24 protein-coding genes and 1 riboswitch are annotated in these 24,282 nt (G+C 62.9%); of the genes, 11 read left to right on the top strand and 13 right to left on the bottom strand.

The annotated features are described in order from the left end of the window. Nucleotides 1-9: 9 nt before the first annotated feature. The 3 genes from LDN70_RS20245 to LDN70_RS20235 are packed head-to-tail and all read left to right on the top strand — an operon-like array spanning nt 10 to nt 4,176. Entirely contained in the window at nt 10-2,400 is a 2,391-nt protein-coding gene (locus tag LDN70_RS20245) for a bifunctional salicylyl-CoA 5-hydroxylase/oxidoreductase (RefSeq protein ID WP_223941235.1), read from the top strand. A 2-nt stretch (nt 2,401-2,402) separates the two neighbouring features. After that, the gene (locus LDN70_RS20240) at nt 2,403-3,773 is read left to right on the top strand and encodes an MFS transporter (protein ID WP_142937442.1); all 1,371 of its coding nucleotides are present in this window, start codon (nt 2,403-2,405) and stop codon (nt 3,771-3,773) included. Between the two features lie 7 nt (nt 3,774-3,780). After that, nucleotides 3,781-4,176: an acyl-CoA thioesterase gene (locus LDN70_RS20235; protein ID WP_142937443.1), complete on the top strand. Its 396-nt coding sequence runs from the start codon at nt 3,781-3,783 to the stop codon at nt 4,174-4,176. 99 nt (nt 4,177-4,275) lie between these two features. On the opposite strand, the gene LDN70_RS20230 is transcribed toward LDN70_RS20235, so the two are convergent. Further along, the gene (locus LDN70_RS20230) at nt 4,276-4,809 is read right to left on the bottom strand and encodes an ABC transporter permease family protein (protein ID WP_142937444.1); all 534 of its coding nucleotides are present in this window, start codon (nt 4,807-4,809) and stop codon (nt 4,276-4,278) included. 262 nt (nt 4,810-5,071) lie between these two features. Between LDN70_RS20230 and LDN70_RS20225 the strand changes: the two genes are divergently transcribed. Beyond that, nucleotides 5,072-5,956, top strand: a complete 885-nt coding sequence (locus LDN70_RS20225; protein WP_223941234.1) for a PaaX family transcriptional regulator — start codon at nt 5,072-5,074, stop codon at nt 5,954-5,956. Nucleotides 5,957-5,971: 15 nt separating this feature from the next. Here LDN70_RS20225 and LDN70_RS20220 read toward each other — a convergent pair whose 3' ends face one another. Next, entirely contained in the window at nt 5,972-6,754 is a 783-nt protein-coding gene (locus LDN70_RS20220; RefSeq protein ID WP_166841896.1) for a VOC family protein, read from the bottom strand. Nucleotides 6,755-6,965: 211 nt separating this feature from the next. Then, nucleotides 6,966-7,607, bottom strand: coding sequence for an NADPH-dependent F420 reductase (locus tag LDN70_RS20215; protein WP_223941233.1), 642 nt, complete (start codon nt 7,605-7,607; stop codon nt 6,966-6,968). Between the two features lie 82 nt (nt 7,608-7,689). On the opposite strand from LDN70_RS20215, the gene LDN70_RS20210 reads away from it, so the two are divergent. Together LDN70_RS20210 and LDN70_RS20205 are read left to right on the top strand one after the other, a co-directional pair. Next, nucleotides 7,690-8,010: a hypothetical protein gene (locus tag LDN70_RS20210; protein ID WP_223941232.1), complete on the top strand. Its 321-nt coding sequence runs from the start codon at nt 7,690-7,692 to the stop codon at nt 8,008-8,010. Then, complete coding sequence (locus LDN70_RS20205; RefSeq protein ID WP_142937447.1) at nt 8,000-8,704, top strand: HAD family hydrolase; 705 nt, start codon at nt 8,000-8,002, stop codon at nt 8,702-8,704. The genes LDN70_RS20210 and LDN70_RS20205 overlap by 11 nt, the downstream gene beginning before the upstream one ends. A 49-nt stretch (nt 8,705-8,753) precedes the next feature. Here the strand turns inward: LDN70_RS20205 and LDN70_RS20200 are convergent, their stop codons facing one another. Beyond that, nucleotides 8,754-9,365 (bottom strand): NADPH-dependent FMN reductase, encoded by a 612-nt coding sequence (locus LDN70_RS20200; RefSeq protein WP_142937448.1) that lies wholly within the window; start codon nt 9,363-9,365, stop codon nt 8,754-8,756. Nucleotides 9,366-9,549: 184 nt separating this feature from the next. Here LDN70_RS20200 and LDN70_RS20195 point away from each other — a divergent pair, with 184 nt between their 5' ends. The 4 genes from LDN70_RS20195 to LDN70_RS20180 all read left to right on the top strand — a co-directional run bounded on the left by LDN70_RS20195 (nt 9,550) and on the right by LDN70_RS20180 (nt 12,924). Beyond that, complete coding sequence (locus tag LDN70_RS20195; RefSeq protein ID WP_223941231.1) at nt 9,550-10,827, top strand: NAD(P) transhydrogenase subunit alpha; 1,278 nt, start codon at nt 9,550-9,552, stop codon at nt 10,825-10,827. Then, on the top strand, nt 10,827-11,195 hold the full coding sequence (locus LDN70_RS20190) for an NAD(P) transhydrogenase subunit alpha part 2 (protein WP_223941230.1): 369 nt from the start codon (nt 10,827-10,829) through the stop codon (nt 11,193-11,195). Before LDN70_RS20195 ends, LDN70_RS20190 begins: the two co-directional genes overlap by 1 nt. Continuing rightward, nucleotides 11,192-12,565, top strand: a complete 1,374-nt coding sequence (locus tag LDN70_RS20185; protein WP_223941229.1) for an NAD(P)(+) transhydrogenase (Re/Si-specific) subunit beta — start codon at nt 11,192-11,194, stop codon at nt 12,563-12,565. Before LDN70_RS20190 ends, LDN70_RS20185 begins: the two co-directional genes overlap by 4 nt. Nucleotides 12,566-12,732: 167 nt before the next feature. Continuing rightward, the gene (locus LDN70_RS20180; protein ID WP_223941228.1) at nt 12,733-12,924 is read left to right on the top strand and encodes a hypothetical protein; all 192 of its coding nucleotides are present in this window, start codon (nt 12,733-12,735) and stop codon (nt 12,922-12,924) included. Nucleotides 12,925-12,949: 25 nt separating this feature from the next. Here the strand turns inward: LDN70_RS20180 and LDN70_RS20175 are convergent, their stop codons facing one another. From LDN70_RS20175 to LDN70_RS20135, 9 genes are all read right to left on the bottom strand, one after another. After that, nucleotides 12,950-13,684: a maleate cis-trans isomerase family protein gene (locus LDN70_RS20175; RefSeq protein ID WP_223941227.1), complete on the bottom strand. Its 735-nt coding sequence runs from the start codon at nt 13,682-13,684 to the stop codon at nt 12,950-12,952. Nucleotides 13,685-13,692: 8 nt separating this feature from the next. Beyond that, the gene (locus LDN70_RS20170) at nt 13,693-15,120 is read right to left on the bottom strand and encodes an amidohydrolase family protein (RefSeq protein ID WP_223941226.1); all 1,428 of its coding nucleotides are present in this window, start codon (nt 15,118-15,120) and stop codon (nt 13,693-13,695) included. 28 nt (nt 15,121-15,148) lie between these two features. Further along, complete coding sequence (locus tag LDN70_RS20165) at nt 15,149-15,958, bottom strand: aspartate/glutamate racemase family protein (RefSeq protein ID WP_142937455.1); 810 nt, start codon at nt 15,956-15,958, stop codon at nt 15,149-15,151. Next, the gene (locus tag LDN70_RS20160; RefSeq protein WP_142937456.1) at nt 15,955-16,638 is read right to left on the bottom strand and encodes a GntR family transcriptional regulator; all 684 of its coding nucleotides are present in this window, start codon (nt 16,636-16,638) and stop codon (nt 15,955-15,957) included. The genes LDN70_RS20165 and LDN70_RS20160 overlap by 4 nt, the downstream gene beginning before the upstream one ends. Before the next feature lie 104 nt (nt 16,639-16,742). After that, nucleotides 16,743-18,092: an MFS transporter gene (locus LDN70_RS20155; RefSeq protein ID WP_223941225.1), complete on the bottom strand. Its 1,350-nt coding sequence runs from the start codon at nt 18,090-18,092 to the stop codon at nt 16,743-16,745. A 265-nt stretch (nt 18,093-18,357) separates the two neighbouring features. Next, entirely contained in the window at nt 18,358-19,236 is an 879-nt protein-coding gene (locus LDN70_RS20150; RefSeq protein ID WP_166841891.1) for an ACT domain-containing protein, read from the bottom strand. A 169-nt stretch (nt 19,237-19,405) separates the two neighbouring features. Further along, a complete protein-coding gene (gene mscL, locus LDN70_RS20145) occupies nt 19,406-19,870 on the bottom strand; it encodes a large conductance mechanosensitive channel protein MscL (protein WP_166841890.1) in 465 nt (154 codons plus the stop codon). A gap of 132 nt (nt 19,871-20,002) precedes the next feature. Further along, complete coding sequence (gene speB, locus LDN70_RS20140; protein ID WP_142937459.1) at nt 20,003-20,998, bottom strand: agmatinase; 996 nt, start codon at nt 20,996-20,998, stop codon at nt 20,003-20,005. Beyond that, nucleotides 20,995-22,377, bottom strand: a complete 1,383-nt coding sequence (locus LDN70_RS20135; RefSeq protein ID WP_166841888.1) for an MFS transporter — start codon at nt 22,375-22,377, stop codon at nt 20,995-20,997. Before LDN70_RS20135 ends, speB begins: the two co-directional genes overlap by 4 nt. A gap of 163 nt (nt 22,378-22,540) precedes the next feature. Between LDN70_RS20135 and LDN70_RS20130 the strand changes: the two genes are divergently transcribed. Next, entirely contained in the window at nt 22,541-24,070 is a 1,530-nt protein-coding gene (locus LDN70_RS20130) for a PucR family transcriptional regulator (protein WP_223941224.1), read from the top strand. Nucleotides 24,071-24,144: 74 nt separating this feature from the next. Further along, nucleotides 24,145-24,243, top strand: a riboswitch (glycine riboswitch). The last annotated feature ends 39 nt before the right edge of the window (nt 24,244-24,282 follow it).

The raw sequence follows: 24,282 nt of genomic DNA, 5'->3' as shown, positions 1-24,282 counted from the left end.
AGCAACACCATGAAAATCGCAATCGTTGGAGGCGGGCCTGGCGGTCTGTACTTCGCAGCACTGATGAAGCAGCTGGACCCGTCGCATGACATCACCCTCTGGGAACGTAACGCTGCCAGCGACACCTTTGGCTTCGGCGTCGTGTTTTCCGATGAGACCCTGGGCGGCATCGGCAACGCTGATCCCGTAGTGGCCGAGTACATGAGCCGTCGCTTCGCACGCTGGTCCGATATCGACATCCACTTCCGCGAGCAAATGATCACGGTGGGCGGCCAGGGCTTCGCTGCCATGAGCCGCAAGGAACTGCTGGAGCTGCTCCAGCGCCGCTGCATCGAACTGAACGTGGACGTGCGTTTCAGTACCCTGGCTCCTGCCGTGGAGGAGCTTGAAGCCAACTACGATCTTGTTCTCGCAGCGGACGGCATCAACTCCCAGATCCGGGCCAAGTACGCCGACTCCTTCAAGCCCAACCTGGACCCGCGTACCAACAAGTTCATGTGGCTTGGTACGGACCAGGTTTTCGAGGCCTTCAAGTTCTTCGTGAAGGAAACCGAGTGGGGCGTCATGCAGATCCACGGTTACCCCTACTCGGACGAGGGCTCCACCTTCATCGTGGAAATGCACCAGGACGTGTGGCACGCCGCGGGCTTCGACGAAACCGCCAACGAGGTCTTCCCTCCCGGTGTCTCCGATGAGAAGGCCATCGCCAAGATCCGCGAGATCTTCGCCGAGGAACTGAACGGCTACGAGGTCCTCACCAACAACTCCAAGTGGATCAACTTCACCACGGTCCGCAACGAGAGCTGGCGCCACAACAACGTAGTGCTGCTGGGCGACGCTGCCCACACCGCCCACTTCTCCATCGGTTCGGGCACCAAGCTGGCCATGGAGGACTCGCTGGCATTGGCTGCTTGCCTCCACGAGCACCCGGATGTGGAGTCCGCCTTGGTTGCTTATGAGACCGAGCGTCGGCCCGTGGTTGCCTCCACTCAGCGTGCAGCCCAGGCATCCCTTGAATGGTTTGAGCGCATCGGCCAGTACAAGGACCAGGACCCTACACAGTTCGCGTTCAACCTGCTGACCCGCAGCCGCCGCATCACGCAGGAAAACCTGCGGCTCCGCGATCCCGAGTTCGCCGACGCCGTGGACCGCGACTTCGCTGCCTCGCAGGGGCTGACAGAGGTCGCTCCGGCCATGTTCCAGCCGTTCCGGATCGGCCAACTGGAGTTGAAGAACCGCATTGTGGTCTCCCCGATGGACATGTACTCAGCTACGGACGGTGTTCCGGGCGACTTCCACAAGGTCCACCTTGGCTCCAAGGCCCTCGGCGGTGCAGGCCTGGTCATGACAGAGATGGTCTGCGTCTCCGAAGCCGGCCGCATCACCCCCGGCTGCAGCGGCCTCTACACGGATGAACAGCGTGAGAGCTGGAAGGAAATCGTGGACTTTGTTCACGCCCGTTCCACCGCCAAGATCGGCGCCCAGCTGGGCCACTCTGGCCGCAAGGGCTCCACCAAGCTCATGTGGGAAGGCATTGACCAGCCGCTCGAATCCGGTAACTGGACCGCCGTGGGTCCCTCTGCCTTGCCGTACAGCCCGGAGAACCAAACTCCCGTGGAGCTGGATCGCGCTGGAATGGATGCCATCAAGGCCGAGTTTGTCGCCTCCACGGTCCGTGCGGACGAGGCCGGTTTCGATCTCCTGGAAATCCATGCCGCCCACGGTTACCTGCTGTCCTCCTTCCTTTCGCCGGTGTCCAACAAGCGGACCGACGAATACGGTGGCAGCTTGGAGAACCGGCTGCGGTTCCCGCTGGAAGTGTTCGACGCCGTTCGTGCAGCTTGGCCTGTCAGCAAACCGGTGACGGTGCGCATCTCCGCCACAGACTGGATCGAAGGTGGCAACACTTCGGATGATTCCGTGGCCATCGCCAAGGCGTTCGTTGAGCACGGCGCCGCCGGCTTGGACGTTTCCACCGGGCAGGTCGCCAAGGAAGAGAAGCCCGCCTTCGGCCGTAGCTACCAGACGCCGTTCGCGGACCGCATCCGTCAGGAAGTTGCCGCACCTGCAGGCGTGGCGGTGATCGCCGTCGGCGCCATCTCCACCTACGATGACGTGAACTCCATCCTCCTGGCCGGCCGTGCGGACTTGATCGCCTTGGGACGCACGCACCTTTACGATCCCCAATGGACGCTGCACGCAGCGGCCGAGCAGGAATATCAGGGGCCCGGCGCCGACTGGATCCCACAATTCCGTGCTGGTCGCCGCAAGCCTCCGAGCTCACGCACTGACGCCGTTCGTCCCCGCCTGTCCCTGCTTAAGGAAGCCGACATGGAAGAAGTCAACACACACCTCCGCTGGACTCCCGAGTCCGCCGCAGCATCGGTTTTGGTGAAGTAGCCATGGCCACCGCACCAGTCAACGACTGGAACGTGCCCAAGAAGACCACCGGTTTGGTGTTGTTCTGCTGCTGGCTCGCGATCCTCGCCGAAGGTTACGACGTCGGCGTCCTGGGCGCTATCCTGCCGGCACTTGCCGAGTACAAAGAATGGAACCTCAGCCCCCTGGCCTTGGGCGGTCTGGGATCATATGCCCTGATTGGCATGCTTATTGGCGCCCTCTTCATCGGCACGCTCAGCGACCTCGTCGGCCGCAAGAAAATGCTCCTGGCTTCCATGGCGATCTTCACGCTCACCCAAGCAGGCGCTGCTTGGGCGCCGACGCCGGAGCTGTTCGGCTTGTTCCGCCTCATTGGCGGACTGGGCATGGGTGGTGTCATTCCGGTGGCAGCGGCCCTGACCATTGAATACTCGGCGCCGAACAAGCGCTCCTACAACTACGGCCTCATGTACTCCGGCTACTCACTGGGCATCGTTGCCGCCGCTTTGGCTGCGCTGTTCGTCCTGCCCATGGGTGGTTGGCGTGCTGTGATCGCGATCGGTGCCGCACCTGTGGTGCTGATTCCGATCATTTGGAAGTTCCTGCCTGAATCCTTGGAATTCCTGGAGTCGAAGGGCCGGAAGTCCGAGGCCAAGGCCTTGGCCGCCAAGCTGAACATCTCCAACTACAAGCCCGTTGTTGCTGTGGCTCCGGCAGTTCCTGCTGCCCAAGGCGGCCAGGTGGATCCGTGGTGGAAGACCATCACCACCATGTTCTCCCGGAAGTACCTGCGCTCCACCGTTTTCTTCTGGATCTCGCTGTTCTGTGGCTTGGTCCTGGTGTACGGCTTGAACACCTGGTTGCCGAGCATCATGAAGAAGGCCGGCTACGACCTCGGCTCGTCACTGACCTTCCTGCTGGTCTTCAGCCTCGCCTCCGCAATCGGGGGCCTGCTCCTTGGCCGCGCCGCAGACAAGTACGGCAAGAAGCTCATCCTGGTGGTGTTCTACATCCTGGGCGGCTTGGGCATCATGCTGCTGGTCTTCCCCAACACCATGGTGGTCAACCTGCTGTTCGTGGCCTTCGCAGGCGTTGGTTCCATTTCCACATCGCTGGTGCTGACCGGCTACATTGCCGACTACTACCCGGCCAAGGTCCGTGGCACGGCGACGGGCTGGGCCCTGAGCTTCGCCCGCCTGGGTGCCATTTCCGGACCGTTGATCGGTGGCTGGATCGCAGGCTCCAAGCTGCCCTTCGAGGCCAACTTCGCAATCTTCGCCGGCATCGCGGTTCTGGCCGCGGGTGCTGTGGCGATGATTCCGAAGCCGCAGCCTGAGGTGGCAGTCGCCGCCGTCGACGTTGATCCTAACGACGCCGCCGTTAGCGCCCGCTAGGAGAATCGTGGATAGGTTTCCGGAGGCGTCTGTCCAGCGAACAGTGGAATGGGTGGACACCGACGCCTCCGGGCACCAGCACAACTCGGCCATTCTGCGCTGGGTTGAGGCTGCGGAGGCCGAGCTCTTCCGTTCGCTGGAGTTGCCGGACTATTTCCCCAGCGCTCCGCGTGTTCAGCAAGTCATCAACTACAAGGCCAAGCTGTGGTTCGGCCAGCGCATCACCGCCACGGTGACGGTAAGCGCGCTGGGCCGGACCTCGCTGACCCTGGCTTTTGAGGTAGCGTCCGACGCCGGTGAGGTCGCCGCCTACGGGACGGTCACCACCGTGTACGTCCCCCATGGAACCGCAGCTGCACAGCCATGGCCGGAACACTTCGTCAAAGCTTTGAAAGGAGCCTGACCCCCTACGCCGAGACGGCGGTTGATGACAATGGTGAGCAATGGGATTGTCATTCACTGCCGTCTCGGCCAGTGGTGGTTGGGGACGCGGGGTGGGTGGCTAGCGCAAGCCCTTGATTATGTTCTTCGGCCGCTGCATCTCGCCGTGCTTTGCGCCGAGGATGATCACCCAAGCCGCGAACGCCGGAATGGCCCACTGCAGTGCTTTGAGCTGGGTCTGAGCGGACTTCAACTCATCGGATGCGCCGGCCCGAGGTTCTGTTGCACCCTTGGCGCCTTCGTCGGAGAGCTCATCCACCTTCTTGCCCACAACACCTGCGTACAACGTGACGGCGGCTCCAGCCAAAGTCACCACAGTCTTGTAGACAGTGTTTGCGGCGACGTTGTCCTGCTTGGCGATCCGGCCCTTGTTCTCCCATGCGATGGCAAGGTCCGAGGCCAGGTGTCCGGCGAAGGCTGCTGTCTGGATGGGGGCCCACTTTCCCCAACCCTTGCTGGAGAGGCGGGTGCGCTCGGTGGGGTCTTTCGCTTCTGCAGCGGCACCATTAAGTCCGATGGCGCCCATCAGTGAGCCGCCAAACCATGCCGCGGCGGTGAGGTCGTGAATGGAGCGGGCTACGAGATTTCCTGCCATGATGTGTTTCCTATCGTTGATACGGAAAGGACCTTTCGGGGCGGTGTGAGCCTCGAATCAGCGTGGCTCCATAGTAAGCATGCTTACTATGACACGGCTAGCCGGACAGTCTCCAGAAGAAGAACGAGCGCCTCAGGCATTCCACATGATCCGTTGATCGGGGCCGAATATGGGCATTGAAGCAATCTGACCGGAAGCATTACCGCGCCTATGATGAACTGGACTGGCGCCGGAACTGCGGCGCGGAAATGAGGATCCTTCGATGTTCGCCGTCCCGGCACCCCCGGTGCGCCACCAGCAGCTGCTCGTCACCATTTTCGGCCTCTACGGACGAAATGCAGGCGACGCATTGCCGGTATCTGCGCTGATCTCCATGTTGGGATCACTGGGCTACGACGCTCCCGGCGTGAGGTCGTCAGTTTCCAGGCTCAAAGCCAAGGGTGTTCTTAAGAGCGTCCGCGAGGGCGGGATTGCCAAGTACAAAATTTCGGAGTCCGTCAGTGATGTGTTCCGGGAAGGTGACCGCAGGATCTTCGCCCCGGAGCAGCCCGCGCCGGTAGATACCTGGGTGCTGGCGGTCTTCTCCGTGCCCGAATCCATGCGGAACCGCCGGCACCAGCTGCGATCAGCCCTGCTGTCCTTGGGCTTTGGTTCAGTCGCCAACGGTGTGTGGATTGCTCCCGCGCATAAATTGGAGCAAGCCCGGGAGCGGCTCACGGCTGGCGGGTTGATCGAGTTCGTGGATCTCTTTCGGAGCGACTACGTTTTTGATGGCCCTATGCGGCCCAAGATTTCGGAGTGGTGGGACCTCAAGGAATTGGACCAGCAGTTTACGGAATTCCTTGAACTCTACGACGGTGCGGAGCAGCACTGGACCGGGCTCGTGGGCAGCGATCCGGACATCGCACTGGCTGAATCCACCGAGGAGATGCGTCGCGATGCCTTCCGCTACTACATTCCGATGCTCACCATGTGGCGCAAGTTTCCGTACCGGGATCCAAACCTCCCCACTGACTACTTACCGCCCGATTGGCACGGTCCTGCCGTGCGCAGGACGTTCCAGGCGGTCCACCGCTTGGCCGCTCCGCTTGCCGCGGCCCATGCGCATGAGGTCATAGCCGAGGCGCTCAACCCGGCTGCTGCCTGAGCGCGGGCCGGGTGTTTACTCGCCGATTCGGGGTGCGTCGATGATGCCAAACACCTCACCTTGTGGCGCTTGGATGATGGCCATGCGTCCCAGCGGGCTTTCGGTGACAGGCATCAGCAGGCTGGAGCCGAGCTCTACGGCCCGATTCGCAGTGCCCTCAACGTAGTCGCTGGCGAACCAGGTCAGCCAGTGGTTGGGGGTGCCGGAGGGAAGGTCAACGTCATGCTGAATCCCGCCCACTTCCCGGCCATCCAGCGGCCTGCGAATGGTGGAGTACACCAAGCCGTCTTCGGTGACGTCCTGGTAGCTGACGTCGAAGACCTCGGAGTAGAAGGACCGCGCCGATGCGAAGTCCCGGGTGTGGAGCTCATTCCAGCACAGTGCGCCGTGCTCATTGACGCGTTCCGCGCCGATATGGGTGCCTGCCTGCCACACGCCGAAGGTTGCGCCCACGCTGTCAGTCGCCAGCGTCATTCGCCCGGATTCCATGACGTCGAAGGGAGGGGCAAGCAGCTCTCCGCCGGCCGCGCTGATCTTCTTGGCGGTGACATTGACGTCATCCGATGCCAGGAACGTTGTCCATACGGTGGGCGCATCCGGATCCTGCTTGGGCCCTACGCCCGCCACCGCCCGCCCGGCGACGTGTGCAAGCGAGTATTCCCCGGCGTCCTGACCGCCGGCAACAAAATCCCATCCGAAGAGGTCTGCATAAAAGGCCTTCGCCGCTTGGAGATCGTCAACGCCCAGGTCAACCCACATGGGCGTCGCTGCGGGCCAGTTCGAGATTTTGGTGGACATGGAACTCCTCGGGGTAGGACGCTTCGGGGGCAGCTGCCTCCCGAACGCCTGATGCGCCAGGCATTAGAGAGGCAGCCACCCATAAAGTGCGCCGTGGTCCCGATTCGTGACACGATTTCGACCCAAAATTCACGGCACCCGCAAAATTCACGGCGCCCGCAAGAGGTGGGGCGGCAAGCGTAAGCCGCTTGCCGCCGTCGTGCGTTCCGGGTTAGACCGTGCGCGTTGCCTTGGCGAGGTTCCCGCGGAGTTCCTCCGCGTTCTGGCGGATGACGTAGGCGCGGCGGTCACGTTCTACGCGCCAGCTGTCCTCCAGTGGGCCGATGTTGACGGTGTCGAAGCCGAATTCGTCGTAGAGCTTGGTGACAAGCTCGGCGGCTTCGGGGAAGTCGCTGGAGGTGGCCAGGGCGCGACGGTTGGGCGTGCCGGCAGCGGTGCCGTCCGTGGTGATGTCCTTGGCGAAAATGTGGTTGAAGCCCTTGGCTACCTTGGAGGTGGGCAGGTGCTTCTGAAGCAGGCCGGAAGTGGTGGCTTCTCCGTTGTCCAGCTCAGCGATCCGGCCGTCGCGCTCCCAGTAGTAGTTGTTGGTGTCGATGACGATCTTGCCCTCAAGCGGCTCGGTGGGGATGTCCTTGTAGTTCTTCAAAGGGACGGTCACGACGGCGAAATCTCCTGCTGCTGCTGCCTCACCTGCCGTTGCGGCCCGGGCGCGCGGCCCGAGTTCGGTCACCAGCTCACGGAGGGTTTCCGGCCCTCGGGAGTTGCTGATGACCACGTCGTAGCCGAGTTCTACCGCTTTGCGGGCGACTTGGCTGCCAATGTGTCCTGCACCGATGATTCCGATTGTTGTCATGCCTGTGACAACAACAAGTTGCACACGCCTAATTCCCGCGTGACGCAATATTACTGAGAGGTTTATACTAAGTAGTCTTACTATGCTGTTTGGCATCGAAGACGAGGAGGTTCGGATGGCCGGGCATTTGGAACTGGCTGAAACGCCTGATGGGGAATTTCGGATTCTGATGGTGGACGGCGACGACGTGTTGATGGGTCTGTCCAAGCAGTTTTCCACCATGGACGAGGCTGTTGAGGGAGTCGCAGCCATCCGTGAAGTTGCAGGAACGGGGCTGCTAAGACCAGCTTCGGCTGAGCGGTATGCGGTACTTATGCTTGAGGAACCAGTGATCGACTCCGCGCTGGCCGCCCAAGGTGCGCAAGCGCAGACACACGCAGGGGTGGTCAGCTGTGGCAACTGATGAAGCGACAAAAAAGAAACGCGGCGTTCTTTTCGATGTGGATGGAACCCTGATCGATTCCAGCTACTTCCATGCCATGGCGTGGTGGCAAGCGTTCCGACGCGAAGGCCTGGATGTCGAAATGTCCGCCATTCACCGAAGGGTTGGCATGGGAGGTGACCGGCTCATCCAGAGTCTGATCCCGGACTGTCCCGAGGACATGCAGGAAGATCTCAAGTCCGCGCACGGTGCGGTCTTTTCAACGTTTTGGCCGGCTCTGCGCACCTTCGCTTCGGTCCGTGACCTTCTGGCTGCATGCTCGGACGCGGGACTGGCTGTGGGCTTGGCCTCGTCAGCGCAGGAACGCGACCTTGAAGTAAGCAGGCACCTTCTCGATGCCGGATCCTCCATTGATGCGTGGACCAGCTCAAACGACGCAAAGCAGAGCAAGCCCGCACCGGACATCCTCGAGGCCTGCCTGGAAAAGCTGGGGCTCGGTCCGGAGGATGTGGTGTTCGTAGGCGACGCCGTGTGGGATGTAAAGGCCGGAGCTGCGATCGGCGTTCCCGTCATCGCCCTGACCTGCGGCGGAATCAGCGAAGCCGAACTGCGCGACGCCGGTGCCGCGGAAGTCTATGACAATCCGCGGCACCTGTTGGAGCACTTGGAGACCAGCATCATCGGCCAGCTGATGGCGGGTTCGCGGGACACCTAAGCGCCTGTCCAGCCGCCTGCGGGCATGCCGCCCGGCACCCGGAGCGGTGTTACCGCGTGAGCTTTGCCGAATCCGGTTCCTGATCACCGATGTGGCCGGGCGCGTTGGCGGCGAGGACGCGCTGAACGAACGCGCTGTATTCCTCCATATAGTGGCGCAGAAGCCCGGCTGTCGCTTCGTCCTTAACTGAACCGTCGTCGTCGTACGCATCTGCGACGAAGCGGATGTAAGCCTCAGGTGCGTTCAACTGTGGCGCATCCAGGAAGCTCAAAACGCTGCGCATGGACGACTGCATCACGGCTGTTCCAATACCGCCCGGCGATGCGCCGATGATTCCGGTGGGCTTGCGAGCGAATGAATTGGTGCCCCACGGGCGTGAACCCCAATCGATGGCATTCTTCAAGGCGCCGGGAATAGAGCGGTTGTACTCGGGCGAGATAAACAAGATGCCGTCCGATGCGGCGATGGCATCCTTCAAGTCCCGGCCCGCCGCCGGGAAATCAGCATCGTAATCCGAGCTGTACAACGGAAGGTCTTTGATGGCGATCTCATGGAACTCGAGTTCCGGCGGCGCCACGCTGATGAGGGCCTTGGAGAGGACCCGGTTGATGGAATTGCTTGCCAGGCTTCCGACGAAGTAACCGATTTTGAAGGTGTCCATAGTGGCGTTCCTTTCCGACGGCACGGCCGGAACCGGCTCGTCGACGGTGTGGTGCTGGTTGCTCCCAGCTTCCACCGACCTTAGTGGACTTATGCACATAGCGCAGCCCCTACTCCCGCCGGGCCCCTTGCAGTCATAGACTCATGCCAACTGAGTCTGGAGGGTTCCGGAAAAGGGGTGGCGGGTGAAGGCAGGCATAGCGCGCGAGACGCTTGACGGTGAGCGACGTGTTGCTGCAACGCCGGAAACGGTGAAGCAACTGATGGGGTTGGGCCTTGAGGTGGATGTGGAGTCCGGCGCGGGGCTGGCATCGGGCCACAGCGACCACGACTACCTGGCTGCGGGCGCGTCAGTGGTGCAATCACTGGTTCCCGGATCGCTGGATGTCTACTGCCACGTGCGTCCCCTGGAACCGTCGACGGCGGGAGCTCTCCCACGCGGCTCGGTCACCGTTGGTCTGGGGTCGCCGTCCTCGGAGCTGCCCACGGTGCGGGCGCTCGCCGCCGGGGGCATCACCTCCTTTGCGCTTGAACTGGTCCCACGTATATCGCGAGCCCAGTCCATGGACGCGCTCACCTCGCAGGCCCTGGTGGCCGGTTATCGCTGTGTTCTCGAGGCCGCCATGAGGCTCCCGCGGTTCTTTCCGCTGTACATGACGGCGGCTGGGACCATTCCGCCCGCCCGCGTGCTGGTGCTCGGGGCCGGGGTTGCCGGCCTTCAGGCCATCGGAACCGCCAAAAGACTAGGTGCTCGCGTGTCCGCCAATGACATCCGACCCGCCTCGGCGGACGAAGTGGCATCCATGGGAGGAACCTTCATCAAGCTGGACCTTGAAACCGCAGAGGCTTCGGGCGGCTACGCCAGGGAGCTCAGCGCGGACCGGGGTGCCCTCCAAAGAGCCCTCTTGGCGCCGCACGTGGCTCAGGCCGACGTCCTCATCACCACTGCTGCCGTGCCTGGAAGGCGCGCCCCACTCCTTGTGACCCGCGAAATGGTCCAAGGGATGCGCCGGGGGTCCGTGGTGGTGGACTTGGCTGCGGAATCCGGCGGAAACGTGGAGGGGAGCATCCCTGGGCAGGACATCCCCATCCCCACCGGCGATGGCCAGGGCACAGTGACACTCGTGGGAATCAAAGACGCGGCATCGGCAATGCCTGCGGATGCCTCACGACTGTTCGCCAAGAACGTCGCCAACCTCCTGGCACTCATGACTCGGGACGGCGTGGTGGTTCCGGACTTTGAGGATGAAGTCATTGCAGGCACGTGCCTCACCCACAACGGCCAAGTCCTCCACGCACCAACTGCGGAGGCACTTGCGGCGCTCGCTGGAGAGGCTGCGCCCCTTGTAGGCGGGAATGCCGGCGCCTCCGGAGCCAGCGGTTCACCATCCGGCGGTTCTCGCACTGGCAGTGAACCCGGTAGCGAACCCGGCAGCGAACCCGGTAGTGAAGGAGTGCGCTAATGGATGGCATGAGCCTGCTAACGATTACTGTGCTGGCGGTATTCGTGGGTTTTGAGGTTGTTTCCAAGGTCTCCAGTACCCTGCATACGCCCCTCATGTCAGGCGCCAATGCCATCCACGGCATCATCCTGGTGGGCGCCATCATTGTGGCGGGACAGGCCGCTGACCCGTGGGTGTTGGCAGTTGCGCTGCTGGCCGTAGTCCTTGCCACGGCTAACCTCGTGGGTGGTTTTGTGGTGACCGACCGGATGCTGGAGATGTTCCGCGGACGGCAGCGGCCGCCGTCGAACGCTGCCGTTCCTGAAGGCCGCGGAGGCGCGGAGCCGGCCGCCACCGTGGAGCAGGGGAAGAAGGAGCGCCGGCCATGACGCTTCTGAACCCCACGTGGACCTCGCTGCTGTACCTCGCCGCGGGGGCCTGCTTCATCCTCGCCCTTAAGGGCCTAAGTTCACCACGGACTGCCCGGCGCGGGAACCTGATCGGAGCATTTGGCGCTCTGCTGGCTGTGTTGACGGTGTTTGTCTCTGTGAAACTGGACAATATCCCGTGGATTCTGGGGGCCATCGTTGTGGGCTCGGGTGTGGCTGCGCCGGTGGCCCGCCGGGTGCACATGACGCAGATGCCGCAGCTCGTGGCACTCTTCAACGGTGTGGGTGGTGGTGCTGCGGCGCTGGTGGCGTTGCTGGAACTCTCCCATTCGGGCGATCCGTGGGTTCGCCTGGCCATTGTCTTCACGTTGCTGGTGGGTGCGGTGTCCTTTGCTGGCTCCGGTGTCACTTTCGCCAAACTTCAAGGGCTCATGACCACCCGGCCGGTGACATTTCCCGGGTTACCAGCCTTGATGGCCGTGGTGCTGCTTGCCGCAGTGGGTGCTGGAATTGTGGTGATCCTGAACGGCTGGTTGGTGGTGGCGCTGCTCCTGCTGCTCTTGGGTCTTGGTGCCGGAATCCTGCTGGTGCTGCCGGTGGGAGGCGCGGATGTGCCGATTGTCATTTCACTCCTGAACGCCTTCACTGGCCTGGCTGTCGCGGCGTCCGGACTGGTGCTAGGCAATGTCCTCCTGGTGGTGGCCGGGACGCTGGTGGGGGCTTCCGGCACCATCCTCACCCGCGCCATGGCTGCCGCGATGGGTCGCAGTGTTGCAGGCATCATGTTTGGGGCTTTCAAGGGCGGATCTACCGCAGGTTCAACCACCGTCAGTGAGCGGCCCGTAAGATCCTCCAGCGCGGAGGACGTGGCAGTATTGCTCGGCTATGCACAGCGGGTGATCATCGTCCCGGGATACGGCCTTGCAGTGGCCCAAGGCCAGCACACTGCCGCGGAGCTGGCCTCGGCCTTGGAGTCACGCGGAATTGAGGTGGACTTCGCCATCCACCCGGTGGCCGGGCGCATGCCGGGCCATATGAACGTACTCCTTGCCGAGGCTAACGTGCCCTACGAGTCCCTGAAGGAGATGAGCGACATCAACTCGGAGTTCAAGACCACCGATGTCGCGTTGGTGGTGGGGGCCAACGATGTTGTGAACCCTGCCGCAAAAACCACCTCGGGGTCTCCGATCTACGGTATGCCCATTCTGGAGGTCGCCGACGCCCGGCAGGTGGTTTTCCTCAAACGTTCCATGCGCCCCGGATTTGCCGGTATTGAGAACGAGCTCCTGTATGAGCCCCAGACCACCCTGCTGTTTGGCGACGCGAAGGACTCCTTGACCAAGGTGCTGGGGGCGGTCAAAGCGCTGTAATTGACGCAGGTCACACAACTGGGCATGGTATTCGCGTCATGTGAGCATCGGCGACGGCACACTTCCTGTACAGAAAGTTTGTCCAGGACGCTAGGAGCCACCCATTGCAGCACCGTAAGAAGGATTCGTTATTTGGAGCACCCTTCGTACAGGCAAGGGGAAAGAGTGTGACCAACTGGAGGTCGCTGGTTGGTCTGAAAGTTCAGATCTGGCGCGGCGACGAGATCGTGGACCAGGGCGTAGTGGAGGCCGTGACATCTGACGGCAGCGTTGTATGGCTCACCCAAACGGGAGCAGTGGAACGTCGGATGGTGGTGAAGGAACGCGGCGCAGGCATCCGGATCCAGCTCATCAACTGAGCTGGATCCGGAGAGCTGGCTGACGCTACACAGCGTCAGCCAGCAAACGGCCCCACTTCGCGTCGAGCAGTGGGGCTCCCGCCAACTTCAGGGCATGCCAGAGGGTGACCGCCACGGAATCGAGAACGGGTACTCCGGTGCGGCTTTCCACCTCCGCCGTGATGTTGGCGCCGTACAGGTTGGTGCATAGGTAGACCAAGGCATCCGGGTGCGAAGCTGCCAACTCGAGTGACCCAGGAAGCATCTCTTGGTCGGTGACCCGCGCGAAGGACTCGTTGTCGCTGAGGTCCAGGTGCCGGTGGTCGACCGTCTTGATCCCTTCACGGGCATAGGACGAGATCACGGACTCGTTCACGTCGGCGGTGTAGGGCGTGAACAGCCCGATCCGCTCGGTTCCAAACGACGCGAACGCGTCAAGATAAGCGAGCGTGGACGTGGTGGCAGGGATGCCCGTGGCCTCTGTGATCTCGCGGACCAAAGCATGGTCATGCGCAGCGCCAAGCCACGATCCCGAGGTACCGTTCCAGGCGATCACGTCCACATTAGCCGTGGCCAGCAGCTCGGCCGCAGCACGCATCACCGAGGAATCGAACTGCTTGTCCGAGGAATGGTCCAAGGCAATGCGGGTTACCGGGATGCGCGTTGAGTGGATGGTGACGTCCTGGCGATCGCCGAGGATCCGGTACGTCTGCGGCTCCAGGCAGGTGTTGGAGGACGGCACGATCATTCCGATCCGGGTGGCGCGATTGTTGGAAGGCATGGTGGCTCCTAGAGAGTAAGCGTAGAAACGGGCACGGCCAGCGAGTCGCGGTGTTCGGTGAAGCCGTTTCGGGCAACGAAACGTCCCACGGGCCCTGGATCATGGAAACCGTCGCCGTCGAGTACCACGCGACCAGCGGAGACGACGACGGCGGGCCAGCCGTTCAGCGTCTTCCCCTCGAAGGGCGAGAAATCAGTTCCCATGTGCAGCGCGCCGCCGTCGACGGTTTGCTGTTTGACGGGATCGAAGACCACCAGATCGGCGTCGAAACCTTCCACGATTGCGCCCTTGCGCGGCACGGCGTTGATCCGTGCGGGGCCGGCAGAGAAGACCTCCACGAAGTCCTCCACGGATCCGCCGGCTTCGGAAACCAAAGCGGTGAAGCTCACCGGCATGCGGGTCTCAACGCCGGGCAGGCCGTGCGGCATGTAGCGGACATCGTCGGTGCGCTCGCGTTTTTGGGAGAGGTCGTAGCATGAGTGGTCCGAGGAAACCGTGTGGATGGCTCCGGCTGCAAGGCGGTCTTTGAGAGCGGCCACTGTTTCGGCGCTGCGCATGGGCGGGCAGCACGCGTACCACTCGGGAAACGCCGAACCGTAGACAGTGTCATCGAGGGTCAGATAGTGCGGGCACGTCTCGGAGTACGCCTCCTGCCCGCGCTCGCGGGCCTCGGTCACCAGGTCCACGGCGCCGGGTGTTGACTGGTGCACGAAGTACACGGGAGCCCCGGTGTACTCGGCCATGGCAAGCGTCTCTTTGACGGATACTTCCTCGGCGAGTTCCGGCCGGGTCCGGTGCAGGTGCTCGATCCCGATCAGGCCATCGGAGGCGTGTTGTTCCGTGCAGTCGGTGATGATGGCGTCGTGCTCGGCGTGGATGTAGGTCAGGCCGTCCAGGCGAACCATTTCGCGCATGACCTTCAGGACCGTATCTCCATCGGCCATGGTGGAACCACGGTTGGTGGTGTACATCTTCACGGACCGAACACCCTCGGCGGCCAGTTGCTCCAGTTGCCACGGGACGGTCTCGTCCCACGTGACCACTGCCCCGTGCAGTGCGACGTCGCAGCGTGAATCGGCGGCGAGCCGTTTCTTGTTCAGGACGGCATCCAGGGGAGTTTCCTGGGCGTCGCGTGGAATACCGAAGTCAATGATGGTGGTGGTCCCACCCCACAGCGCAGCGGTGGAGGTGGTCCGGTAGTCATCCAGGGTGCGGAAGCGGCCGGTCACTTGGGCCACGTGGCAGTGGCCGTCCACGCCGCCGGGAATGACCAGTTGACCCACCGCTTCTACGGTGCGGACGGCGGCAGGAACGGGCTCGGTGGCGTCAATGAGCTCGATGATGCGGCCTCCGTCCACCACTACATGGGCGTCCTGTCGGCCAAAGCTGTTGACCACGGTGCCGTGGGCAATGACGAGATCGGGGAGTTGGGACATCGTCGTCCTCCTTTGTTCTTGAAAAGTTCTAGACAGTGGCAGGGCGGTGGGCCGACTGCGCTGTGGCCAAGGCGGCGTCGAGGTCTTGCGACAGGCCCCGCCTGGCCTTCACCGGCGGTGCTGCGAACGAACCGCTGCGATGGGCGCCGGAACGCAGGGCCACCACGGCCTCCGTCATACGAATGCCGGCCGAGATACCGTCAACCACCGGCACGGGGATGTGGCCTTCAAGTTCCCGGGCCAGTCCGGCGAGCGGTGCACCCGCGAGGATCACGACGTCGGCGCCGTCCTCGTCGACGGCCTGCCGGCTAAGTGCCAAGAGGGTTTCCTTGAAATCGGCTTGTACGGAGCCGATCGAGTTCAGGCTCTGGTTGATGGAGCGAATGGAGGCCAGGCGGCCACCGAAGCCGAATCGTTCAACACAGTCGAGGTACCAGGCTTGTATGCGGTCCGAAATGGCGATGATGGAGAACCTGTGGCCTTGCAGTGCTGCTGCGCACAGGGCGGCCTCGGTGATGCCGATGACCGGTACGTCCACCAGCTCTTTCAAGGCCGGCATGCCGGGGTCTCCGAAGGCAGCCACCACAACGCCGTCCACCGCGGTTCCGCCGGGTTCGTCCCCGGCGTGAGTGCCGCCGTCGTGCCCGTATTCGGCGATGAGTTCGGCAACCGCACCCGCAGCGATCAGTGCCTCGAAGCGCGTCTCGATATATTCGACGCCGTGCCCGGCGGTCCGCACGATCAACTCGGTATCCGGACCCGCCGACCGCTGTGCTTCGGCTTCGATCAGGGCTGTGACGTCGTCACTGATATTGGGATTGATGACCAGGAGTTTCATGGTTTCTTCCGTTGCAGCTTGGGCTCCGTCGCGCTGGACTCCTGCGGGAACTGCTCGCGGTACTTGCCGATGTGCGACGCCGATTGCGCGGCGGCGCGGTCTGGATCGCCACTGGCGATGGCGGCGTAGAGGTCGCGGTGTTCCTGGATGAGTTCCGGGAGGTCGCTGACATGGCGGAAGAGCCAATGCATGCGTCCCTGCAGGGGTTCCAGTGCGGAGCGGAGGAAATCGTTGTTGGCGATGCGCGTGATGGCATCGTGGAATTCGCTGTTGGCGCGGTGGGCTTCCAGAATGGAGCCCTTGGCCAGGCAGCGGTCGGCCTCGTTCAGGAGGCCTTGGAGGTGTTCGAGATCTGTCACGGTGGCTCGTTTGGCGGCCAGGCGGCAGGCAAGCACCTCAAGGGATTGGCGGACATCGAAGAGATCTTCCACGTCCTTGGGGCTCAGCCCGCTGACCTCGGAGCCGCGGCCGGCGCGGTCGCGGATCAGGCCCTCCTGCCGGAGCATCCTCAGGGCTTCGCGGATGGGAAGGCGGGAGACATTGAATTCGGCGGCGAGATCGCGTTCCACCAGCCGGGTGCCGGGCGCATAGTGCCCCTCAAAAATCCTGGAACGGAGCGTGTCACGCACAGACTCCCGGAGGGGGCGGTCAGTGTTCTTCGTGTCTTCTGCGGCAAGCATGTCCAGCTCCAATTCGTAATGTGTGAGGCAGTGCGCCCGGCGACCCGACGGGCATCCGGCCATCCGGCGGTTCAGGACCGTCCGGCCGGACCGGTCGATGCGAGTCAGACCGGGAGTCGCTTGTTGTAATCCAGTGCCAGCACCGAGATGCCCATGATGACGGCGGATCCAACAAAGTACAGCAGTGCCCAGGTGTAGGAGCCGGTGGCCCCGACAATCAGGCCTACCACAATCGGGGTGACGAATCCGGCAATGTTGCCGCTGAAGTTCATGGCACCGCCCAGGACACCGGCGTTGGTCCGGCCACCAAGGATGGACGGGATGGACCAGAACAGGCCAACCCAGCGCAGGAAGAACAGGACCACCGAGAGAAGCACGACGGCGGTGATCGGGTCCGCGACAATGGTGACACCTACGAGGCCGCTCACCACGACGACGCTGGAGATGCCCAGCAGCGTACGCATGACGAGGTTCGCGGATGCGCCGGAGGCGCGCCACTTGTCGGCGATGATGCCGCCGAGGATTTCACCGACGAAGCCGGCACCGAAGATGACGAACGTGGACCAGCCGATGGTCTTGAGGTCGAAGCCCTTGGCTTGTGCCAGGTAAAGCGGACCCCAGGTCAGCAGACCGTAGAAGACGCCGTTGAAGCCAAGCCAGCCGAAGCACATGGCCCAGAAGGACCGGAACTTCAAGTAGGGGAGGAGCGCGCGCTTGCCTTGGGCGCCTTCCTTTGCGGCCTCGGCATCGTCCTCGGCGTGGGAAGCCTCGATGTAGGCGGCTTCTGCCTCATTGACGCCCTTGTGCTGGCGGGGGTTGTCGCGGATGTACCACCAGACTGCAAGGCCCATGAGGATGGTGGCTGCTCCGGCGATGATGAAGGACATCCGCCAGCTGCCGGTGGACGCGATCAGCCAGGTGATGAGGATGCCGCCCAGGCCCGCGCCAAGGGGAGCTCCGGCGTCGAGGATGGTGGCGCCGCGGCCACGTTCCTTCTTGTGCATCCAGATGGCATTGAGCTTGCCACCTGCCGGCATGACGCCGGCTTCAGTGACGCCGATACCCAGGCGGGCGATGAACATGCTGACGAATCCGCCAGCGAAACCGGAAGCGGCCGTGGCCGCGCCCCAGCCGATGCAGGAAGCGGTGACCATTTTGCGGGGGCCGAACTTATCGATCAGCCAACCGACGGGGATCTGCATCAGGGCATAGGTCCAGAAGAAGGCCGACAACAAGAGCCCGACGAGCTCGGGAGGCAGGTTGAATTCCTTCTGGATGATGGGGAGGGCTACGGAGATGGAACCACGGTCTATGTAATTGACCGCGACGAGGACCAGAAGCAGGATGAAGAGCTTCCAGCGGACGTTCGTGCGTCGCTGCACGCCGTTCTTGCCGGATGTGGGCTCGTTCTCCTGGGTTTCCTCGGTTGCCAGTTGGGTGTTTTGGGGAGACACAGCTTCTCCTTCATTAGGAGTCAACGGGATGGAATGTCTTGGGGGGATGAGCCGGGCGGGATACCGCTGCAGCCTGACCCGCGCCGGCGGCAGCTGTTGTGGGCCTGCCCATCGATGGGGCGGAACCACAGCCGGAAGCGGGATCATTTGGGATCCCGCTTTGGGATCCCAAAAACAAAACTAGATGTGATGTGCGGCACTGTCAAGGGTTTTGGTATACCTGCGCTCCCCGCCGAATGTGACCGAGCCCGTTGCGGCGCCCTGCCTAACCCCGCTGTCCCTCCGTTGAGGCCGAACTGTATGCCAGAATCTCTGCCAGCTCGGCGAGCCGGTGCGCACGCGCCGATTCTGCCGGAGTGAACGGCTCGCCAGCACGAGAGAAGACCAGTGGTCCATGCCAGGCCGTCGGGATCTTGAGGATGTCTGTTGAAGGCCCGACGCCGGTTGTCGCCTCGCTGCCCGGGCGTTCCGGATCGATGGGAACTACTTTCGCGGAAAGAAGCTCGGCGACAGCCAGGGGGAGTTCCTGCGGATTCCCGGCGACCCTTGTGGCGAGGCTCAGCGCCTTGGTTTGGCCATCGGCCATGGCCAGTGCGGTGGTGGGCCAAACCTGGGACTCACGCCCGCCGCCGTCGTGCAGTGCCTTCAGCAGTTCCTGTTCGGTGACGCTCCCCGGTGCCGAGAGCACGAACTCGTCCATCACCGCACCCTCCATACCGGCTCCGGCCGTCACATGGACATGCAGGCTGAGGATGTTGCTGTCCAACTTCGCGAGTGATTGGGTGATTTTCTGCAGTGATCCCGGCTGGTCGTGGAGCAGGGTACGCGCGCGCCACAGCGAGGGCGCCAGATGAAGCTGCCTGCGCTGGTGAAGGGCTGCGCCGTGCAGCCAACGCCGCAGAACCTTCGCGGCAGACGGCTCAGCCACCCAGATGACCAGCACGGTGGCCGTGACCGCCAGCAACAGGACCTTGGCCACGTAGGGCAGATGGGTTTCCACCACTGCGGCATGGACCAGGAGCTCGATGGGAAGCATGACCGCGATGTTGGCGAGGGTGAGGCGGGCCTTGGGCGGTTCGGGCAACTGGCCGCAGACATCACAGAGGAGGTCCGCGGTGACGGGAGTGCTCGGGTTGGGCTTCATGCTTTCATGCTGCCCTGCCCCTGTTTCGAACCGATTGCCTGTGCGTCACGTTCCGGGGACAGCCCAGTGAACGCAAAGAACCCGGCGTTCTCGCGAGGAGAACGCCGGGTTCTTCAAGCAACCGGGTTCAGTGAAGCAACCGGAAAGGGGCGATCGCGGAGAGCGGGGCCTAGCGGATGCGGTCCGAATCGAGGTCCGGGTCGAGGTCCGAACCCTGGCCTGCGTTGCGGGCGGCGGCCGCGTCCTTCAGGAGATCGCGGATTTCGGCCAGCAGCGCAGTATCTGCAGGCAGCGGCTCCTCCTCGGGCTCCTCGGTGGAGAGCCGGTCCTTGACCAGGGAGTTGATCTTGTTCATGGGTGCCACGAAGATGAAGTACACCACGGCCGCGGTGATCACGAACGTCACCAGGGCGGTCAGCACGGCGCCGAAATCAACGAACGTAGCGGGGTTGTTCTCCCAGATCTTGAAGCCCAGTCCTTCGGCGTTCATGCCGCCGGCGGCAGCGATCACGGGGTTGATGATGTGGTTGGTGAAGGCTCCGACAAGAGCGGTGAAGGCACTGCCGATGACGACGGCAATGGCCAGCTCAATCACGTTGCCGCGAAGTATGAAGTCCTTGAAACCCTTAAACATGGATGGTCCTCCGATTGGGTGCGGGTGTCTGCCTCAGCAGAGATCAAACTACCACTCCGGGGTTTCACGTGGGGGTCAAGCGGTGTCTTTGGCCGCCGGACCCCCACTGGATTCCAGCTTGGGCGTTCCGGATCAGGCGGACGTTGCTTCCAGATCGCGCTGGGAAACCCTTGCGCCCTTCCCTCTGTTCACCATGAGAGCCAGCAGGTCGAACACCACGGTTGCCGCGGCCACGCTGGTGATGTCGGCGTGGTCATAGGCGGGCGCTACTTCAACGACGTCGGCGCCTACGATGTTGATGCCGTTCAGGCCGCGGAGCAGTGCCAGAAGTTCGCGGGAATGCAGTCCGCCCATTTCAGGCGTGCCAGTGCCCGGTGCGTAGGACGGATCCAGGACGTCGATGTCGATGGAAACGTACACGGGAGTATCGCCCAACCGCTGCTTGACCTGGTCAATGGCCGCCGGGACGCCGATGACATCCAGGTCAGAACAGCGAATGATCTGGAAGCCGAACTCGTGGTCCTTAAGGAAGTCGTTGCGATCGTAAACCGGGCCACGGATGCCTACATGCATGGATTTGTCTTCAATCAGGAGCCCCTCTTCGAAGGCCCTGCGGAAGATGGTCCCGTGAGTGACCGGCTGGTCAAAGTAGGTGTCCCACGTGTCCAGGTGGGCATCGAAGTGAAGCAGTGCAACGGGGCCGTGCACTGTGTTGAGGGCCCGCAACATGGGGAGGGCAATGGTGTGGTCGCCGCCGATGGAGATCAATTTCTTGTCCTGGCTGATCAGCGGGCGGGCCTGCTCCTCGATCTCGCGCACTGCCCGGCTGATGTCGTAGGGCGTACACGCGATATCGCCGGCATCCACTACCTGGACTTCGTTGACCGGCTCGACGTCCAGCTCGGGGTGGTATCCGGGGCGCAACAGGCGGGAGGCCTCGCGGACTGCGGCCGGGCCAAACCGGGCGCCGGGACGGTAGGAGGTACCGCCGTCGAACGGGACGCCGACGATCGCGATGTCGTAGTCGGGAACGCGATCGATCTGCGGCAGCCTCGCGAAGGTACCCAATCCTGCGAAGCGGGGAACCTTGGTGGCATCGACGGGGCCAATGGGCTGGTGAGTGGTCATGACAGGGATCCTTCGGTTACTTTGTGGGACTCCGGGGTGCCCGGCTTCTTTTTACTGGTGAGTTCTGAGAGGGACTTGTTGGCCGTTTCCGGCGCGAGCAAGAACGTCGCTATCAGGCCAACCAGAGAGATGACGGCGCCGATGAGCAGGGAACCGGCGGCACCAAAGCTCACAATGGCGATGGGCATCAAGTACGTGCTGGCCGCCGAGCCGATGCGGCTGATTGCCGTGCCGAAGCCCACTGCCGTTGCGCGGACCTCCGTAGGGAAGAGCTCGTTGGGGTAGACAACTTCGAGGAAGCTGGAGGCGCCGGAAGCCAGCGCGAAGATCGCCAACGCGATGAACAGCGGTGCGGCCTGGACGTCGGGAATGAAGGCCGGGATGGCGAGTGCCACCACGATGACGCCGAAGCTCCAAAGGAGCAACTTGCGTCGACCTATTCTTTCCACGAGCCAGAGGCCGGGAATGCCACCCACCACGAACAACATGGAGATCAGGAACGATCCCCCGTAGAGGTTGGCGTCGCCGTGCATCCCGAAAGATGCCAGAAGGTCCGGGGCGAACGTGTAGACGGCGAAGAGCGGGATCACCTGGGCCGTCCAGAAGATGGAGACAAACAACGTGCGCTTCCAATACTGGCCCCTGAAGATATCCAGGAACCGGCCCTGCTTGGCGGGACCCTCGCTGTCAGAAGCGATATCGCTCAGCCCGTATTGCTGCCCGTAGACCTTCTTGATGACTGCGTCAGCCTCATCACGTCGGCCTCGGGAGAGCAGCCAGCGAGGCGACTCTGGGGTGCCGAGACGGCACAGCAGGGTAATGATGGCGAAGATCGCAGGGCTGGCGACCATCCAGCGCCAGGCGTCCGGACCCATGTCCCGAAGCAGATAACCGACGGCGTACGCGACGGCCGCGCCAACGGCCCAGACCACGAAGGTGGCGCCCAGCAGACGGCCGCGGTGCTTCTTCGGAAGGAACTCTGCCAGAAGGGAGGTGGCGATGGGGTAGTCGGCGCCAATGGCCATTCCAAGGAAGAAGCGGCACAGGACAACCTGCCACACTTCGGTCGCGAAGCCGTTCAAGAGGGAGAAGACGGCCAGCGCGATGAGGTCGGCTATGTACATCTTGTGCCGGCCGATCTTGTCGGTGAGCCACCCAAAGACGGCACCGCCGAAGAAAATGCCCACCAAGCTGGCCGCGCCGATCAAACCGATTTCAGCCGTGCTGAGCTGCAGCCCCGGCGTCATGGTGATCAGGGCGATGCCGATGATGGATAGGGCATACCCATCAATGAACGGTCCGCCGGAGGCGAAGAACGTCAGCTTCTTGTGAAACGTGGTCAGTGGGGCATCGTCAATGAGGTTGCTTGTTGCGCTCATTGCAACCCTCTCTCGTGAGTGCTCTTGGGGAGCGGGGGGAGTAAGTACTTCAATTCTTGGTGACCCGCGTCACTCCGGCTATCTGCACTTTGAATACAAATGATGAAGTCTCTTATACTTTTGTCTAAAGCGCCCCATCAACGCACAGAACAGGAGTCCACCCATGGCAATCACCGTCGCCGAACTCGTCGCCGAGCCGCAGCTTGGCCTCACGCTCCTGGCCGGATCTGGCGGCGCCGACAACCGCATCACGTGGGCCCACACCTCGGACCTGCCACGGCTCTGGGAATGGGTCACAGGCGGCGAGCTCATGATGACCAATGGCCTCTCGATTCCAGCTGACGCTGACGGGCAAGTGGCGCTCGCCGAAGCCTTGATGGACTCCGGCGCCAGCGCCTTGGCCATCGGCGAGAAGATGCACGCGCCGCCCCTGACCGCGGAATTCCTGGCCGCTTGCGACAGGCTGCCGTTGCCCCTGCTCAACATCCCGTATCCCTTGCCGTTCATCGCGATAGCCCGCTCGGTTGCTGAGGCGTCGTTGGTGGAAGAATCCCGACGACTCCGGCAGACAGCGCGGGTCTACGATCTACTCCGGACTGTCGGGGCATCCGAGGATCATTGGCAGAGCCTTGTCCAGCGGCTTGCCACGGAGCTCGACGCAGAGCTGTTCGTGGTGGACCGCCGCTGCCTGCATCCGTGGCATCCCGAAGGTCAGCGGCTCCCGGACTTCCTGGCCGACGAATGGGCCCCGCTTCCCGGCCGGGTCTCTGTGGCCGGCAAGAACTTCCAGTGGCACCGGATCCGCGGCAGGCACGTGCTGACCATGGACATTCCCACCCATGCAAACGCGCTTCTGGTGGTGCTGCCCAACAGCGAACCGCACCCGGACGCCGTCGTACTTCTCCATGCCGCGACCGTGCTGGGACTGCAGCTTTCGCGCATCGTCCTGTCGTTGGAAGGCCGCCACCGGCTGGCCGGCGAGTTCCTGATGCAGGCCATGGAGGGACGCCTCGGAGTGGCCGAGATGGAGAGCCGGCTGACGGCTTTTGAGGTGCCGGCCCGGGATTTCGTGCTCGCCTCCATGTCGGCGGACGCTGCCAGGGAATTGGACGCTGTCAAGCAAGCGGACGACGGCGGTGGGCTGGCTGGCGTGCACATCGAACTGTGGCGGCACGGAGTTGCGTCAGCGTCCTTGAAGCGGAACAACAGGCTGCATGTGGTGGTCCCAGCTGATGTGGACGACGACGTCCTGGCGCACTGCGCCGGCGCGGAAACCGTCATCGGCATCAGTGCCCCGGCCGCCGTTGCGGGGCTGCAACGGGCTCTTCAGGAGTCCCTTTGGGCTCTCGGCTCGGCCAAGGCCAACAAGCTGGACGTCGCCCACTATGCGCAGGGGCCATCGTGGTTGGGCATGACGGGTTTTGAGGAAGGAACGGCGCTGGTCCGGCGACTGCTGGGCCCAATTTTTGACTACGAGCAGAGCCAGGACGGCGATCTCATCGTCACCTTGCGGACCTATCTGAACTCGCAGCGTTCCTGGCAAAAGACGGCTGCCGCCCTGTTCGCGCACCGGCAAACAATCATCTACCGCATACGAAAAATCGGTGAGCTGACGGGGCTGGACATGGGTGAGACCTCCACGGTGGCGCAACTCTGGTTCGCGTTGCAGATTCACGAGACCATGCACCAGTAGCCGCACCTTGCTTGCGCTTTTTCGAAACTACCCGCTATGGTGTGAAGCGTGTCACTCAGGTGGCGCAACGCTTTTGATCTGCGGCGGGAGAGTCCTGCCGGTACATCCAGTCAGGCGCCGTAGGAGCAAATCCTCCCCAGGAATCTCTCAGGCCCACGTACCGCCGCGGTTAGGCAACTCTGGAAAGCAGTCCGGGCAACCGGGCTCACCGA

The organism is Arthrobacter sp. StoSoilB22 (assembly GCF_019977315.1).
In the GTDB taxonomy this organism is placed as follows: domain Bacteria; phylum Actinomycetota; class Actinomycetes; order Actinomycetales; family Micrococcaceae; genus Arthrobacter.
The sequence above is the reverse complement of the archived record's forward strand: the minus strand, read 5'-3'. Positions and strand labels throughout refer to the sequence as shown.